Genomic DNA, 16,266 nt, shown 5'->3' on the forward strand with positions numbered 1-16,266 from the left:
GTCGATATCGCATGCAGCCCCGACCGTCAATACCGCAAGATCGGGGCCGCAGGGTAAGCAAGTGCTTACACGCCGCGTGCGCGGTCGGCCGCGAATTTGACGCGGAAGGCCTGGAAGCCGTCGGCATCGATCGCGTCGCGCATTTCCTGCATCAGATTCAGGTAGTAATGCAGGTTGTGGATCGTGTTCAGGCGCGCGCCCAGGATCTCGTTCGAGCGGTGCAGGTGGTGCAGATAGGCGCGCGAGAAATTCTGGCAGCAGTAGCAGGTGCAGCTCTCGTCGAGCGGCGCCATCTCTTCTTTATAGCGCGCATTCTTGATCTTGACGTCGCCAAAGCGCGTAAACAGCCAGCCGTTGCGGGCGTTCCGGGTCGGCATCACGCAGTCGAACATGTCGACGCCGTTGGCCACGCCATCGACCAGGTCTTCCGGCGTGCCCACGCCCATCAGGTAGTGCGGCTTGTTCTCGGGCAGGCGCGGGCCGACGTGGGCCAGGATGCGCTTCATGTCTTCCTTCGGCTCACCAACCGACAGGCCGCCAATGGCCAGGCCCGGGAAGTTGATGTCTTCCAGGCCGGCAAGCGACTCGTCGCGCAGGTGCTCGTACATACCGCCCTGGACGATGCCGAACAGCGCGTTCGGGTTGCCGCCGGCATTGAACTCGTTCATCGAGCGCTGGGCCCAGCGCAGCGACATGCGCATCGACTTCGCTGCTTCTTCGGCGGTGGCCGGACGGCCGTCGATTTCGTACGGCGTGCATTCGTCGAACTGCATGACGATGTCCGAATTGAGCGCGCGCTGGATCTGCATCGAGATTTCCGGCGACAGGAACAGTTTCGAACCGTCGATCGGCGAGGCGAACTTGACGCCCTCTTCCGTGATCTTGCGCATCGCGCCCAGCGAAAACACCTGGAAACCGCCCGAGTCGGTCAGGATCGGACCATCCCAACCCATGAACTTGTGCAGGCCGCCAAACTTGTTCATCACGTCCACGCCCGGGCGCAGCCACAGGTGGAAGGTATTGCCCAGGATAATCTGCGAGCCGACGTCTTTCAGCTCGATCGGGTCCATCGCCTTGACCGAGCCGTAGGTACCGACCGGCATGAAGATCGGGGTTTCGATGGTGCCGTGGTTCAGCTTGAGGCGGCCGCGGCGGGCGTGCGACAGGCCGCTGGTGTCTTTTTTGAGCAGGGTAAATTCGAGCATCGTGGTGTCTGGCCTATTTTTCTGGACTTATCGTGAGGTGGTGCTCAAGAGCATGGCGTCGCCATAGCTGAAGAAGCGGTATTCGTTGGCGATCGCGTGCGCATAGGCAGCGCGGATCGGCGCGTAGCCGGCAAAGGCCGACACCAGCATCAGGAGCGTCGACTTGGGCAGGTGGAAGTTGGTCACCAGGCGCGTGACCGTTTTAAAGGTGTAGCCGGGCGTGATGAACAGGGCCGTGTCGGCGCTGCCGGCGATCAGCTCGCCGCTTTGCGAGGCCGATTCCAGCGCGCGTAGGCTCGTCGTACCGACGGCAATCACGTCGCGGCCTGCGGCCCGGGTGGCGCGCACCGCGTCCACCGTCTCTTGCGCGATCGTGTACCACTCGGTGTGCATCTTGTGTTCGCTGAGGTCTTCGACCCGCACCGGCTGGAAGGTGCCTGCACCCACGTGCAGCGTGACGTAGGCGAAGTTCACGCCTTTTGCGGCCAGGCGGTCGAGCAGCGGCTGGTCGAAGTGCAGGCCGGCCGTGGGCGCGGCCACGGCGCCTGGCTCTTTCGAGTACACCGTCTGATAACGCTGCTCGTCGAATTCGTCGGCAGTGTGCTCGATGTACGGCGGCAGCGGCAGGCGGCCATGCGCTTCGATCAGATCGAACACATCGCCTTCAAAATGCAGCGTGAAGAATTCGCCAGCGCGCTCGCCAGCCGTCACGTCGAAAGCGTCAGCGAGACGGATGCGGTTGCCCGGCTTGGGCGACTTCGACGCGCGGACCTGGGCCAGCACCGTGCGGTTGTCGAGCACGCGCTCGACCAGCACCTCGACCTGGCCGCCGGATTCCTTGACGCCGAAGAAGCGCGCCTTGAGCACGCGGGTGTTGTTCATCACGAGCAGGTCGCCCGCCTGCAATTGGTCGACGATGTCGGCGAACTGGCGGTCGATGATCTGGTCGCCATCGAGGTGCAGCAGGCGCGATGCGCTGCGGTCCGGCAGCGGCAATTGCGCGATGCGCTCGGGGGGCAGGTCGAAGTCGAAATCGGATAGCGAATACATGATGTTCAATTGGTTGGGCAAATCTCGGCAAATCAATGCTGCCAGCTTTACAATAGAGGCTTGAAGCGCATACGGCGAACCTTCTATTTTACGTCAGCAAGCGCCACTTTGCCGCAATATGCCCGCCCCTAAAACCACAACGCCCCCAAAAACGCTCGAAAGCAAGCTCGCCCGCCTTGGCCTGCGCACCGACATGGACCTGGTGCTGCACCTGCCGCTGCGCTACGAGGACGAGACCCAGATCATCACGATCCGGGATGCCTGCATGCGCGGCGGCCAGACCTGGCAGGTGGAAGGCATCGTGACCAAGAACGAGATCTCGTTCAAGCCGCGCCGCCAGTTGCTCGTCACGATCGCCGATGCATCGGGCGACCTGCTGCTGCGCTTCATGAATTTCTACGGCAGCCAGGTCAAGCAGATGGCCGAAGGCGTGCGCATCCGCGCGCGGGGCGAACTCAAACACGGCTTCTTCGGTGCCGAGATGGTCCACCCGGGCTACAAGGTCGTCAACGAAGGCGCGCCCCTGCCCGCCTCGCTCACGCCCGTGTACCCGGCCGGCGAAGGCCTGTCGCAAACGGTGCTGCGGCGCGCGATCGCCGATGCGATGAAGCGCATCGACTGGGCCGACACCGTGCCGCCAGCGATCCGCAAGCGCATGGACCTGATGGACTTCGAGCCGGCCGTAAAGCTCCTGCACTACCCGCCGGCGGATGTCGACGAGCACGCGCTGATCGAGCGCTCGCACCCGGCCTGGGACCGCATGAAGTTCGACGAACTGCTGGCGCAGCAGTTGTCGCTGAAACGCGCGCAGCGTGCGCGTCGCGAAAAAGGCGCGCCGCCACTGCGCGCGGTGGGCCAGTTGTCCGAAGGCTTTCTGGCCGGGCTGCCGTTTGCGCTGACCGGTGCGCAGCAGCGCGTGGTCGAAGAAATCCGCGCCGATCTGCGCGCCGGCTACCCGATGCAGCGCCTGCTGCAGGGCGACGTCGGCAGCGGCAAGACGGTGGTCTCGGCGCTGGCCGCCGCGCAGGCGATCGACAGCGGCTACCAGGCCGCATTGATGGCGCCGACCGAGATCCTGGCCGAGCAGCACTTCCGCAAGATCGCCGCGTGGATGGAGCCGCTTGGCGTAAAGGTCGCGTGGCTGACCGGCAGCCTGAAGAAAAAGGACAAGGCGGCGTCGAACGCGTTGATCGAATCGGGCGCGGCACACCTGGTGATCGGCACGCACGCGCTGATCCAGGACTCGGTGCAGTTTGCCAAACTGGGCCTGGTGATCGTCGACGAACAGCACCGCTTCGGCGTCGGCCAGCGCCTCACGCTGCGCAACAAGGGCAGCGACGGCCTGGTGCCGCACCAGCTCATGATGTCGGCCACGCCGATCCCGCGCACGCTGGCGATGACGTACTACGCCGACCTCGAAGTCTCGGTGATCGACGAACTGCCGCCGGGACGCAGCCCGATCGTCACGCGCGCCATCGACCAGAACCGCCGTGACGAAGTCGTCGAACGCGTGTACGCCGCGGCGCTAGAAGGCCGCCAGGTGTACTGGGTCTGCCCGCTGATCGAGGAATCCGAAGCGCTGCAATTGCAGACCGCAACCGAGACCTACGAAACGCTGGCCGAGTCGCTGCCCGATCTGCAGGTGGGGCTGGTGCATGGCCGCATGAAGCCGGCAGAGAAGCAGGAAGTGATGGACGCGTTTACGGCGGGCCAGGTGCATGTGCTGGTGGCGACGACCGTGATCGAGGTGGGCGTGGACGTGCCCAATGCGTCGCTGATGGTGATCGAGCATGCGGAGCGGTTCGGCCTGTCGCAGCTGCACCAGCTGCGCGGGCGCGTGGGCCGCGGCTCGGCGGCATCGGTTTGTCTGCTGCTGTACCAGTCGCCGCTGGGCCAGGTGGCCAAGCAGCGCCTGTTGACGATGCGCGAAACAACGGACGGTTTCGAGATCGCGCGGCGTGACCTGGAGATTCGCGGGCCTGGTGAATTTCTGGGCGCGCGCCAGTCAGGACAGGCGATGCTGCGTTTTGCCGACCTGGAGATCGACCAGTGGATGGTCGACCGAGCACGCGACGTGGCGCAGTGGCTGCTTGAGGGCGAGACGCCGGAGAAGATGGCGGTCGTCGATGCACACCTGGCGCGCTGGCTGGGTGGGCGTGAAGAGTTCTTGAAAGTTTAGACGGCGCGCAGGGCGGTGGGCGGCGATGCTGGCGCCATGCTGACAGTGCAATGGCCACCCTCGGTCTGGTGCAATCGCAACTGGCTGCAGGCTTCGATCATCGTCCGCAGCTTGGCATGACCATGTGCTGCCGGAGAAAACCCGGGACTGGCTTGCTTCAGTTGATTTCCCAGTTCGCTCAGTTTGACCAATCCATTGGGCGACGCCTTGGCGACTTTGCGGACCGTCTTGACCAGTAGATTCCGCCAGTCGACGACGGTCTTCACGGCGCCCGCCGCAGCCAGTGGCGCTTCGACGACCGGTGCGACCAATGCCGCCTCATGAAATGCGTCACAGGCACATCGCAAGGCTGCAGGCGTTTTCGCTTCGCCACATACATGCACGCCAGCCCCGCGCTCCTGAAGCTTTCGGCACAAGCCGACAAAATCCGAGTCGCTCGTGACAATCACGAACTGGTTGGCCCGCCCGTCGAGCAGCATCTCCAGCGCGTCCAGCGCCAGCGCGATATCGGCCGTGTTCTTCCCGCCCACATACTGGAATTGCAGGCACGGTGCAAAGCCGTGACGGATCAGCGCTTCCTGCCACTTGTTGGTCAGCGAAGCCGCGTTGCCATAACCGCGCCGCAGCACCACACGCCCAAGGGTCGATGCATGCTGCATCGCCTGATCGAGCACGGCGCTCTGCGCATTTTCGCAATCGACCAGTATCGCGACATTCCGTTCGTCAGGCATGAAAATTCCCGTTAGGCAACAGCTTAACTCTAGCAGGATATTGACGACGGGCGGGTGGCATTTCCCGTCTGGGCGCTTACCGTGTTGTACAAACGCACTGTGACAATCCGTTAGAAATTTGCGCACTGTTTGCGGCTATCTTGGCTGAGTTGCAACGCCCTGCCCGGGGCAGTTGCGCCTCTCATTCACCATTCAATACGGAACCTGGCATGCCTATCGTCGGACTCGGACTGCACTTTCTGATCGCGCTGTTCTTCGCGGTCCACGCGCTGCGCAACGGGCGCCAGATGTATTGGCTGCTGATCCTGTTTTCGTTCCCGGTCCTTGGCAGCCTGGCCTACTTCGTGGCCGAGTACCTGCCCGCGTCGCGCCTTCAGCGCCAGGGCCGCATCGCTACCCGCGCGCTGCAGAAAACCATCGATCCGGGGCGTGACGTGCGCGAAGCGCGACATGCGTTCGACCTGACCCCGACTGCCCACAACCAGATGCGCCTGGCCGCCGCGCTGCTGGCTGCGGGCCAGTCCGACGAAGCGGTCCAGCATTACGATGCCTGCCTGCGCGGGCCGTTCGCGGGCGATCCGGAAGTGATCCTGGGCGCTGCGCGCGCCAATGCGGCGCATGGCAAGCCGGCGACTGCCATTGCGCTGCTCGCGTCACTGCAAGATCGGCAGCCAGGCTTTCGCGCCGATGAAGTCGGGCTGGCACTGGGCCGCGCATATGCCGCGAACAATCAGCAGCTTGAGGCCGGCGTACAGTTCGAGTCAGTGGTGGAACGCTTCGGCAGTATCGATGCGCGCGTCGAACTGGCGCTGTGGGCCATCGCCAATGGCAAGAACAATGTGGCGCAGCGCGAGCTGCAAGAGATCGCGCACGCGCGCAAGCACATGGAAAAGCACACGCGGGACCTGCACCGCGAGTTGTTCAGGCGGCTGGATGGGGCGATCGCGTCCAAGCCGCCAGCCACCTGACTCGGGACATACCTTTATTGGGTACGATCATGCCCATGTTGGGTTCCGCCGTGCCATCCATCGACCAATGCATGAACACTGACATCGGCCACCTCTGGCCGGGCGCGTAACCACTGCGCAACGGCCTCGCGATCGTCTTCGCCCGGTGAGCCGCGTTCCAACGTCGTGATGACGCCAGAGGTTGCGGTCAGAGGGAAGCGTCCGCCGAAACCGCCACCGAGCAAACCACGTCCCTCGAGAAATCCGAACAGGCCATCGGTAAAGCCGTAGTAGGACTCGACATCGATCGGCTCACTGAACGTCAGCTCGACATCGAAGACATACTCCGTAAATTCGCCAACGCGCAGCTTCTTGCGTTGACGTTGATTGAGGCGCCGTACACGGGCGGTCGAGCGGGCATCGCGTTTCATGGTGTCCTTGTTGTTGTCGGTGTTACCCGAACCGCCGGTGGCGGTTCGATCGTGTCGTCAGCATGCGAACGTGAGCCGGTTCCCGAACGGATCCTTGATGCTCAATTCACGTGAGCCCCATGGCGTATCCTCGATCGCCGGCCTTGCGTAGCCATATTGTCTGGCCGTCAGCCCGGCATGCAGGGCATCGATATCGTCAACGGCGATCCGCAGCGCCGCACCAGGACAGCAATCGCCATGATGTTCGCTCAGGTGCAGCACGCACCCGTCACGCGCGATCTGCAGGTACAGCGGCAGGTCGGGCGCGAAGCGATGCTCCCAGTCGACCTTGAAGCCGAGGTAGTCAACATAGAATTGCCTGGCCTTGGCTTCATCGAAGATGCGCAGGATCGGCGTGACGGCGCCAAGGATCATGCTGGCGGGCGTACCCGGTCTGCTTCGTAACGCAAGCCGATCTGGCGCCGGATCTCGTCCATCACGCCCATCAGCGCCAGCGTTTCGCGCTGCGTCATCACCGGGCTTTCCAGCAAACCGGCTTGCCAGCAGCGCTGCGCCTCGATGGCTTCGTGCACATAGCCGTTGCCGAGATACGGCGTGTCGATCGTGCGCGAAGTGCCGTCGTCGAGCGTGACCGTGACCGACGTCGCGCAGTGGAAGCGCGTGTTCATGCGCACGTGACCGCGCTCGCCCGCCACCGTCAGTTCGGCCGGCGTGCGCGCCAGCAGCGAGCAGCTGCAGACCGACATGCCGCCGCCTTCGTGCTTGAGCGTGAAGCCCGTCTGCACGTCGACACCCGTCGGACCCATCTCGGCCTGCGCGCGGATTTCCGATACCGGGCCAAGCAGGCCCGCGGCGATTGACAGGGGATAGATGCCCAGGTCGAGCAGCGCGCCGCCGCCCAGCTCCGGATTGAACACGCGGTGCTCGGGGCCGAACGTGGCGGCGAACCCGAAGTCGGCCACCACCTGGCGCGGCGTGCCGATTTCGCCGGACGCCAGGATGCGCTGGACTTCCTGGTAGGCCGGGAGGTAGCGCGTCCACATCGCCTCCATCAGGAACAGGCGCTTCGAGCGCGCCAGCGTGACGACCTGCTCGGCTTCGCGCAGGTTCATCGTGAACGGCTTTTCGCACAACACGCCCTTGCCGGCGCGCAGGGCCATCAACGCATTCTCGACGTGCTGCGGGTGCGGCGTGCCGATGTAGACCAGGTCGATGTCCGGATTTGCCACCAGTGCGTCGTACGAGCCGTAACTGGCGAGCGCGCCGAATTCGCGGCCGAACGTGTCTGCCGTTTCCTGGCTGCGTGACGCCACGCCGGCCAGCACCGCGCCCGGCACATCCTTGAGTGCAGTGGCAAAGGCATGGGCAATCTTGCCCGTGCCGAGGATTCCCCAACGTACAGCTTCAGCCATGCACATTCTCCTTGGTTAGTCCGTCCGGCGTGGACGGAACACGGTGGTATCACGATAAAAATCGGCGTCCTGCCCGGGCCACCAGCCCGGCACGCCCAGCACCTGCAGCGGTGTGAAGCCCGATGTAGCGCCATTGCCCGCCAGGCCTTCGCCGGCCAGCGCATCCGCCACCTCGCGGTCGATCCAGGCGCGGCGCGCAGCTGGCGCGAGTAGAAAGTAAGTGTCGTCCACGAACACGACGCGCGTGTGCGCCGTGATCGCCTTGCGCGGCGTGACCAGCTTTTCCATCAGCGCGTGGCCGAACAGCCAGACCTCGGCGTCGCGGCCAAACATGGCCCGCCCGTCGTACAGCGCTTCGAGCCAGCGATGTGCACGCAGGTCGTCGACCAGCGCGCGTCCGGCAGCTGTATCACGCACCACCAGCAGCGCCGCGTTCTCGTCGAAGATCGTGGCGGCGTCGCGCGCCGGCCCACGCGACTTGCCCACGCCGGCCTGCGCGATCTGCGCCGCCTGCAGCGTGTTCAGGGCGCGCTTGATACCCGGGAACGTCTGCCACACCAGCGCATTGAAGAAGTCGTGCAGATTGTCGCGCGTGGGCACCTGCCCTGTCGCGCCGATGAATGCCTCGTACGCCATGCCGTCGGGCAGGCTCGCTTGCGGCACGAAGCGCAACGGCTGGCCGGCGCCGTTGCGCAAGTCCAGCGCGCGCACCGCGACGTTGAAGGCATCGATGAAGCCTTCAGGCGGCGGCGCGGCGCGCTCGAAGGCCGGGCGCACCGTGTCGTACCACGGCTGCGCCCAGTCGATCGGCGGCAGCATCGGTGTTACAGCATCTTCCAGTTGATGGTCTCGCCCGCGTTGAGCGGCACCAGCTGGTGCTCGGCCATCGGCACCGATGCGGGCAGGGTCCAGGCTTCGCGCTTGAGCGTGATCGTGCCCTCGTTACGCGGCAGGTTGTAGAACGCCGGGCCGTTGAAGCTGGCGAACGCCTCCAGCTGGTCGAGCGCGCCGGCCTGGGCGAAGGCTTCGGTATACATCTCCATCGCGTGCAGCGCCGTGTAGCAGCCCGCGCAGCCGCAGGCGGCGTACTTGGTGTGCACCGCGTGCGGGGCCGAGTCGGTGCCCAGGAAGAAGCGCTCGTCGCCACTGGTGGCGGCGGTGACCAGCGCCAGGCGGTGTTCTTCGCGCTTGAGCACCGGCAGGCAGTAGAAGTCAGGGCGAATGCCGCCCTTGAACAGTTCATTGCGGTTGTACAGCAGGTGGTGCGCGGTGATGGTGGCGGCGATCGGGCCTTCGGCTTCAGCCACGTACTGGGCCGCATCCCGGGTGGTGATGTGCTCGAACACGACCGGCAGGGCCGGCATGTCGCGGCGCAGCGGGCGCATGACGCGCTCGATGAACACGGCTTCGCGGTCGAACAGGTCGATGTCGCTATTGGTGACTTCGCCGTGCACCAGCAGCGGCATGCCGATTTCCTGCATCACTTCGAGCGTCTTGTAGCACTTGGTCAGGTCGGTGACGCCGGCGTCGGAATTGGTCGTGGCGCCAGCCGGGTACAGCTTGACGGCGTGGATGAAGCCCGTGTCCTGCGCGCGGCGGATCTCGTCCGGGTTGGTGTTGTCGGTCAGGTACAACGTCATCAGGGGTTCGAACTGCACGCCCTCGGGCAGCGCGGCCAGGATCCGGGCGCGGTAGTCCAGCGCCATCGCGGTGGTGGTGACGGGCGGGCGCAGGTTCGGCATCACGATCGCACGCGCGAACTGGCGCGCGCTGTGCGGCAGCACGCTGGCCATGGCCGCGCCGTCGCGCAGGTGCAGGTGCCAGTCGTCGGGACGGGTGATGGTGATGGTGTCGGGGATTTCGATGGTGGACATGGCAGCTCTCGGAAAACGGATGGCGTATTTTACCTGTGCCGGGGCGCCGTGGATCACCGCGCAACGTGGCGCGACAGTCGACATGCGCCACACGCGACTGCATGCTTGACAGCACTAACAGCCCCTAGGATACTGCGGAACTTGCCATAATCTTCAGAATCAACTGGTCTTTCGGTCCTCGACAGCCAGCCACTGCCCGAACAATTCACCAGCGACAGCGCCGTTGCCGCGGGTGTCGCACAGGTCCCAAAGACAGGAAGCTTTATGAACAATCGAAACCGCCTGACCACTTTTATTCTGATCGCGCTGGTGATCGGTATTCTGGTCGGCTATCTGGTCAACACCAACACGGACACGGCTGGCGCGCAAAGCTTCGCCGACACGATGTCGTTGATCACGACGCTGTTCCTTCGCCTGATCAAGATGATCATCGCGCCGCTGGTGTTTGCCACCCTGGTGGTCGGCATCGCCAAGATGGGCGACGCCAAGGAAGTCGGTCGCATCGGCGTCAAGGCGCTGGGCTGGTTCTTCATCGCCTCCCTCATCTCGCTGTCGCTGGGCCTGATCCTGGTGAACCTGTTCCGTCCCGGTGACGCGCTGTTCGCTGCCGGCATGATGCCGCCAGTGGGCACCGATGCGGGCATTACCACCACCGGCCTGACGATGAAGGACTTCATCACCCACCTGGTGCCAACCTCCATTGTCGACGGCATGGCCCGCAACGAGATTCTGCAGATCGTCGTGTTCTCGGTGTTCTTCGGCACCGCTGCCGCTGCCGTCGGTGCGCGCGCCACGCCGATGATCGATGCCATCGACGGCGTTGCCCACGTCATGCTCAAGCTGACCGGCTACGTGATGAACTTCGCACCGATCGCAGTGCTCGCCGCCGTCTCGGGCATCATAGCCAAGAGCGGCCTGGGCGTTCTGTCGACGTACGGCGTCTTCATGGCCCAGTTCTACTTCGGCATTGCGCTGCTGTGGGTGGTGTTGATCGGCATCGGCATGATCTTCGTCGGCCCGCGCATCCTGCGCCTGATCGCCGAACTGCGCGGCCCGACCCTGCTGGCCTTCTCGACCGCATCGTCCGAAGCGGCGTTCCCGAAAACCCTGGAAGGTCTGGAGCGCTTCGGCGTCAAGAACCGCCTGGCCTCGTTCGTGCTGCCGATCGGTTACTCGTTCAACCTCGATGGCTCGATGATGTACTGCACCTTCGCCGCCGTCTTCATCGCCCAGGCCTACGGCATCGAGCTGTCGATGAGCACCCAGATCACGATGATGCTGGTGCTGATGCTGACCTCCAAGGGCATGGCCGGCGTGCCGCGCGCATCGCTGGTCGTGATCGCCGCCACGCTGAACCAGTTCGACATCCCGGAAGCCGGCCTGCTGCTGCTGCTGGCGATCGACCACTTCCTGGACATGGCCCGCTCGGCCACCAACGTCATCGGCAACGGCATCGCCACCGCCGTCGTTGCCAAGTGGGAGGGCGAGCTCGGAGAGCCGAACGCCGAACCCGCCATTTCACCACTGCGCTAGGCGCGGCGGGCATTGCCTGACACCGAAGGCCTTCCAGCGATGGAGGGCCTTTTTTTTTTCATGAAAATAACGAGGGACAAACGATGAAAACCATGATGGCCGCCGGCATGCTGCTGGCCTTGAACAGTGCGCACGCCGCCAACCAGACGGTCGATTGCGGCCGCCTGCTGGACGTGCAGCAAGGCACCTGGCGCGAACGCGTCAGCATCGTTATCGAGAACGGCAGCATCGTCTCGGTCGGCCCCATGACCGGCGCGGCCGGGAACATCGACCTGTCGCGCCACGCCTGCCTGCCGGGCCTGATCGACATGCACGTGCACCTGACCAGCGAGACCCTGCCGGCAGTGGACGCCTACCGCGACCGCCTTACGGCCAACCCAGCCGACATGGCTTACCGCTCGATCAAGTTTGCCGAGCGCACGCTGATGGCGGGCTTCACGACGGTGCGCGACCTGGGCGCGGCGGATGACCTGAACATCGCCCTCAAGCGGGCGATCGCCGCCGGCGACGTACCGGGCCCGCGCATGTTCACGGCCGGTAAATCGCTGGCCACCACGGGCGGTCACGCCGATCCCACCAACAACCTGTCGCACTTTTTGAACGAGAAGATCGGCACGCCCGGCCCGGTCGAGGGTGTGCTCAACAGCCCCGAAGAAGCGCGCCAGGCCGTGCGCCAGCGCTACAAGGATGGTGCGGACCTGATCAAGGTGACGGCCACCGGCGGTGTGCTGAGCCAGGCCGCCAGCGGCCAGAACTCGCAGTACACCGAGGACGAGCTGCGCGCTGTGGTCACGACCGCGAAGGATTACGGCTTTCGCGTCGCGGCCCACGCCCACGGCGCGGAAGGCATGAAGCGCGCGCTGCGCGCCGGCGTCGACTCGATCGAGCATGGCACGCTGATGGACGACGAAGTCATCACGCTCTTCAAGAAGACCGGCGGCTGGTACGTGCCGACCATCTCGGCCGGGCGCTACGTGGCGGACAAGGCCAAGGTGCCGAACTACTACTCGGCGCTGGTGCAGCCCAAGGCAGCGGCGATCGGGCCGCAGCTGCAGGCCACGTTTGCCCGCGCCCACAAGGCCGGCGTGAAGATCGCGTTCGGCACCGATGCCGGCGTGTTCCCGCACGGCGAGAATGCGAAGGAATTCGGCTATATGGTCGAAGCGGGCATGACGCCGATCGAGGCGATCCGCGCCGCGACCATCAATGCGGCCGTGCTGCTGGATCAGCCCAAGCGCCTGGGCGCGATCGCGCCGGGGTTCGCGGCCGATATCATCGCGGTCGAGGGCGACCCGCTCAAGGACGTCAAGCTGCTCGAGCAGGTCAAGTTCGTGATGAAGGATGGCGTCGTCTTTAAAAAGCTGTAAGCTGCCGGGTTTATAAAACCCGGAGACCTTCATGCTGTTCCCGCGCTCTGCCCACGCCGCCCTGTGCGGCGTTCTTTTTCTGTTTGCGGCCGCCGTCCAGGCCCAGACCGCCAAGCTGCCGAACGTGACGATCCTCGCCACCGGCGGCACCATCGCCGGAACGGGTGCCAGCAGCACGACGACAATCGGCTACACCGCTGCTACCGTCGGCGTGCAATCGCTGATCGCGGCCGTGCCCGAGATCACGAAGGTGGCCAACGTCACCGGCGAGCAGGTATTCCAGATTGCCAGTGAAAACATCAGCGATGCGCAGTGGCTGCAACTGGCCAAGCGCGTCAACGTGCTGCTGGCACAAAGCAGCGTCGATGGCATCGTCATCACGCACGGCACCGACACGCTGGAAGAGACGGCATACTTTTTGAACCTGGTCGTCAAGAGCAAGAAGCCGGTGGTGGTGGTCGGCTCGATGCGGCCCTCGACGGCGCTGTCGGCCGACGGTCCGATCAACCTGTACAACGCGGTGCGCCTGGCCGGCACGCCTGAAGCGGCGGGCCGCGGCGTGCTGGTGGCGATGAACGACCAGATCCACGCGGCGCGCGACGTCACCAAGGCCAATACGACGACGGCGGACACCTTCCGCACGACGGAGCTGGGGATGATCGGCTACATCCAGGGCGGCAAGCCGTTCTTTTATCGCGACGTGACGCGCAAGCACACGGTCGATACCGAGTTCGATCTGGCCAAACTCGACGCGCTGCCGCAGGTGGACGTGTCCTACGCGTATGCAAACGTGGGCGATGTGGCGGTCAATGCGCTGGTGGCGGCCGGCGCCAAGGGGCTGGTGCATGCGGGTGTCGGCAACGGCAGCCTGCCTGCCAAAACCAGGCCGGCGCTGATGGCGGCGCGGGCCAAGGGCGTCATCGTCGTGCGTGCGAGCCGCGTCGGCCAGGGCATCGTGGCGCGCAATGGCGAGGCCAATGACGACCAGCTGGACTTCGTGGTGGCCGATACGCTCAGCCCTCAGAAGGCACGTATCCTGTTGATGCTGGCGTTGACGAAAACGACCAGCACCAAGGAGATCCAGCGGATGTTTTACACGTATTGATTACGCGCCGGATACCGTAGGGTGGACGGCTGCGCCGTCCACGCGTTCAAACGCTTCCGGCACCAGCGGCGGCGAGGCCACGTCTTCATCCGGCCGCGCCAGCTGCCGGTCCCACATCTGCGCATACAGGCCGCGCGCGGCCAGCAGCGAACCATGTGTGCCGCGCTCGACGATCTTGCCGTGATCGAGCACGATGATCTGCTGCGCATCGGCGATCGTCGACAGACGGTGTGCAATCACCAGTGTCGTGCGGTTCTTCGCGATCTCTTTCAGCTGCGCCTGGATTGCCTGCTCGGCGCGCGAGTCGAGCGCCGACGTGGCTTCGTCGAAGATCAGCAGCGCCGGGTCTTTCAGCAGCGTGCGCGCGATCGCCACGCGCTGCTTCTCGCCACCGGACAGTTTCAGGCCCCGCTCACCCACCATGCTCTGATAGCCATCCGGCAGGCTTTCGATGAAGTCGTGAATCGACGCCGCGCGCGCAGCCGCCACGATGTCGTCGCGGCTGGCGCCGGGCCGGCCATACGCGATGTTGTATTCGATCGTGTCGTTGAACAGCACCGTGTCTTGCGGGACGATGCCGATCGCCGCGCGCAGCGACGACTGGGTGATGTCGCGCAGGTCCTGGCCATCGATGCGGATCGCGCCGCCGTTCACGTCGTAGAAGCGAAACAGCAGGCGTGACAGCGTGGACTTGCCCGAGCCGCTGTGGCCCACCACCGCCGTCGTGGTGCCGGCGGCGATGGTGAAGTCGACGTCGAACAGGATCTGGCGCTTGGTCTCGTAGCTGAATTCCACATGCGAAAATTCAACCTGCGCGCCCTTGATATCCAGCGGCAGCGCCTTGAGGCCGTCGGCCACTTCGCGGTTCTGGTCGAGCAGGCCAAACAGGCGCTCCATATCGGCCAGGCTTTGCTTGATCTCGCGGTAGATCACGCCCAGGAAGTTCAGCGGCATGTACAGCTGGATCATGAAGGTATTGACCAGCACCAGGTCGCCCAGGCTCATGGTGCCGTTGATGACGCCCTGCGTGGCGCGCCACAGGATCAGCGTGACCGCGGTGGCGATGATCAGGGACTGGCCCGTGTTCAGGACCGACAGCGAGGTCTGCGAGCGCACGCCGGCGTTCTCGTAGTTCTTCAGACCCTCGTCATAGCGCTTGGCTTCGTAGTCTTCGTTGCCGAAGTATTTCACTGTCTCGTAATTGAGCAGCGAGTCGATCGCCTTGGTACTGGCTTTCGATTCGAGGTCGTTCATCGTGCGCCGGAAGTGCGTGCGCCATTCGGTGACCACCACGGTGAAGGTGATGTACGAGGCCAGCGCCACGGCGGTGATGATGCTGAACCAGATGTCGTAATTCAGTATCAGGTAGCCCAGCACCAGCGTGATCTCGACCAGCGTCGGCAGGATGTTAAAGAGCGAGTACGAGATCAGCGAGTTCACGCCGCGCGTGCCGCGCTCGATGTCGCGCGTCATGCCCCCCGTCTGGCGGTTCAGGTGAAAGCGCAGTGACAGCGCATGCAGGTGGCGGAACACGCGCAGCGCGATCGTGCGCACGGCGCGCTGCGTCACGCGCGCGAACAGGAATTCGCGCAGCTCGGTGAAGACGGTCATCGACAGCCGCAGCAAGCCGTAGGCAATCAGCACGCCCACCGGCAGCACCATCAATGCGTGCGGGTGCGCGGGATCGATGGCCAGGCCGTCGATCAGCCGCTTGAGCACCAGCGGCACGCCGACGTTGGCCATCTTGGCCGCGACCAGCGCGCCCATGGCGGCCAGCACGCGCCACTTGTAGACCCACAGGTACGGGAACAAGGTCTTGAGCGTTGCCCAGTCGTTGCGGGGAATGCCGGTAGGGTCCGGCGGAAGTGAGGTATTGCGGCGCATGGGGAGACTTTTGTGGTTCAATTCGGGTCGATTGTAGCTTTTACCGAGAATTCACGATGACCACGCCCGAAAATACCGTTACCACGCCCAGTACCATTCGCCTCCCCGCCGGCAAGATGCCCGAACTGCGGGTCATGCCGGCACCGTCCGACGCCAATGTGTATGGCGATGTCTTCGGCGGCTGGATCATGGCCCAGGTCGACCTGGCCGGTTCGCTGCCGGCCACGCGCCGCGCCAATGGCCGCGTGGCGACCATTGCCGTGAACTCGTTTTTATTCAAGAATCCGGTGTTCGTCGGCGACCTGCTGTCGTTCTATGCCGATATCACCAAGGTGGGCAACACGTCGATCACCGTGTTCGTCGAGGTGTACGCCGAGCGCAACCGGCTGGCGGCCGAAGTGGTCAAGGTGACCGAGGCGACGCTGACCTATGTGGCCACCGGCCCGGATCGCAAGCCGCGCCAGTTGCCGCCGCTCGAATCGCTGATCGCGAACCGGTAATCCGGTCGTAAAAAAGGCCGCCATGATGGCGGCCTCCGGAACCTTATG

At 64.5% G+C, this 16,266-nt stretch carries 15 protein-coding genes; 6 read left to right on the forward strand and 9 right to left on the reverse strand.

The window, feature by feature from the left end; translation table 11 throughout:
* Nucleotides 1-65: 65 nt before the first annotated feature.
* Both tgt and queA read right to left on the reverse strand, forming a co-directional pair.
* Entirely contained in the window at nucleotides 66-1,205 is a 1,140-nt protein-coding gene (tgt, locus tag AC56LY_RS18400; RefSeq protein ID WP_499581848.1) for a tRNA guanosine(34) transglycosylase Tgt, read from the reverse strand.
* A 27-nt stretch (nucleotides 1,206-1,232) separates the two neighbouring features.
* On the reverse strand, nucleotides 1,233-2,255 hold the full coding sequence (gene queA, locus AC56LY_RS18405) for a tRNA preQ1(34) S-adenosylmethionine ribosyltransferase-isomerase QueA (RefSeq protein ID WP_499581850.1): 1,023 nt from the start codon (nucleotides 2,253-2,255) through the stop codon (nucleotides 1,233-1,235).
* Nucleotides 2,256-2,373: 118 nt separating this feature from the next.
* Here queA and recG point away from each other — a divergent pair, with 118 nt between their 5' ends.
* Entirely contained in the window at nucleotides 2,374-4,434 is a 2,061-nt protein-coding gene (gene recG / locus AC56LY_RS18410) for an ATP-dependent DNA helicase RecG (RefSeq protein ID WP_499581852.1), read from the forward strand.
* Here the strand turns inward: recG and AC56LY_RS18415 are convergent.
* Nucleotides 4,431-5,165, reverse strand: a complete 735-nt coding sequence (locus AC56LY_RS18415; RefSeq protein WP_499581854.1) for an NYN domain-containing protein — start codon at nucleotides 5,163-5,165, stop codon at nucleotides 4,431-4,433. The two genes, recG and AC56LY_RS18415, sit on opposite strands and share 4 nt — an antisense overlap.
* 209 nt (nucleotides 5,166-5,374) lie before the next feature.
* Here AC56LY_RS18415 and AC56LY_RS18420 point away from each other — a divergent pair, with 209 nt between their 5' ends.
* Nucleotides 5,375-6,133: a hypothetical protein gene (locus tag AC56LY_RS18420; protein ID WP_499581856.1), complete on the forward strand. Its 759-nt coding sequence runs from the start codon at nucleotides 5,375-5,377 to the stop codon at nucleotides 6,131-6,133.
* A 14-nt stretch (nucleotides 6,134-6,147) separates the two neighbouring features.
* On the opposite strand, the gene AC56LY_RS18425 is transcribed toward AC56LY_RS18420, so the two are convergent.
* The 5 genes from AC56LY_RS18425 to pyrC are packed head-to-tail and all read right to left on the reverse strand — an operon-like array spanning nucleotide 6,148 to nucleotide 9,829.
* On the reverse strand, nucleotides 6,148-6,543 hold the full coding sequence (locus AC56LY_RS18425) for a 50S ribosome-binding protein YggL (protein ID WP_499581858.1): 396 nt from the start codon (nucleotides 6,541-6,543) through the stop codon (nucleotides 6,148-6,150).
* Between the two features lie 57 nt (nucleotides 6,544-6,600).
* Nucleotides 6,601-6,957: a glyoxalase superfamily protein gene (locus AC56LY_RS18430; protein WP_499581860.1), complete on the reverse strand. Its 357-nt coding sequence runs from the start codon at nucleotides 6,955-6,957 to the stop codon at nucleotides 6,601-6,603.
* Nucleotides 6,954-7,955: a Gfo/Idh/MocA family protein gene (locus AC56LY_RS18435; protein WP_499581862.1), complete on the reverse strand. Its 1,002-nt coding sequence runs from the start codon at nucleotides 7,953-7,955 to the stop codon at nucleotides 6,954-6,956. The genes AC56LY_RS18430 and AC56LY_RS18435 overlap by 4 nt, the downstream gene beginning before the upstream one ends.
* Before the next feature lie 15 nt (nucleotides 7,956-7,970).
* Nucleotides 7,971-8,774 carry a DUF3025 domain-containing protein gene (locus AC56LY_RS18440; RefSeq protein ID WP_499581864.1) on the reverse strand — a complete coding sequence of 268 codons (804 nt, stop codon included), beginning with the start codon at nucleotides 8,772-8,774 and terminating at the stop codon, nucleotides 7,971-7,973.
* A gap of 5 nt (nucleotides 8,775-8,779) precedes the next feature.
* A complete protein-coding gene (pyrC, locus tag AC56LY_RS18445) occupies nucleotides 8,780-9,829 on the reverse strand; it encodes a dihydroorotase (protein ID WP_332533515.1) in 1,050 nt (349 codons plus the stop codon).
* Between the two features lie 264 nt (nucleotides 9,830-10,093).
* Between pyrC and AC56LY_RS18450 the strand changes: the two genes are divergently transcribed.
* From AC56LY_RS18450 to AC56LY_RS18460, 3 genes are all read left to right on the forward strand, one after another.
* Nucleotides 10,094-11,362, forward strand: coding sequence for a dicarboxylate/amino acid:cation symporter (locus AC56LY_RS18450; protein WP_258835965.1), 1,269 nt, complete (start codon nucleotides 10,094-10,096; stop codon nucleotides 11,360-11,362).
* 83 nt (nucleotides 11,363-11,445) lie between these two features.
* Nucleotides 11,446-12,729 (forward strand): metal-dependent hydrolase family protein, encoded by a 1,284-nt coding sequence (locus AC56LY_RS18455; RefSeq protein WP_499581865.1) that lies wholly within the window; start codon nucleotides 11,446-11,448, stop codon nucleotides 12,727-12,729.
* 31 nt (nucleotides 12,730-12,760) lie between these two features.
* The gene (locus AC56LY_RS18460) at nucleotides 12,761-13,834 is read left to right on the forward strand and encodes a type II asparaginase (protein ID WP_499581867.1); all 1,074 of its coding nucleotides are present in this window, start codon (nucleotides 12,761-12,763) and stop codon (nucleotides 13,832-13,834) included.
* Here AC56LY_RS18460 and AC56LY_RS18465 read toward each other — a convergent pair whose 3' ends face one another.
* Complete coding sequence (locus tag AC56LY_RS18465; protein ID WP_499581869.1) at nucleotides 13,835-15,718, reverse strand: ABCB family ABC transporter ATP-binding protein/permease; 1,884 nt, start codon at nucleotides 15,716-15,718, stop codon at nucleotides 13,835-13,837.
* Nucleotides 15,719-15,774: 56 nt separating this feature from the next.
* Between AC56LY_RS18465 and AC56LY_RS18470 the strand changes: the two genes are divergently transcribed.
* A complete protein-coding gene (locus AC56LY_RS18470) occupies nucleotides 15,775-16,218 on the forward strand; it encodes an acyl-CoA thioesterase (RefSeq protein WP_183555969.1) in 444 nt (147 codons plus the stop codon).
* The last annotated feature ends 48 nt before the right edge of the window (nucleotides 16,219-16,266 follow it).

The organism is Telluria sp. ZT3P25 (assembly GCF_059685895.1).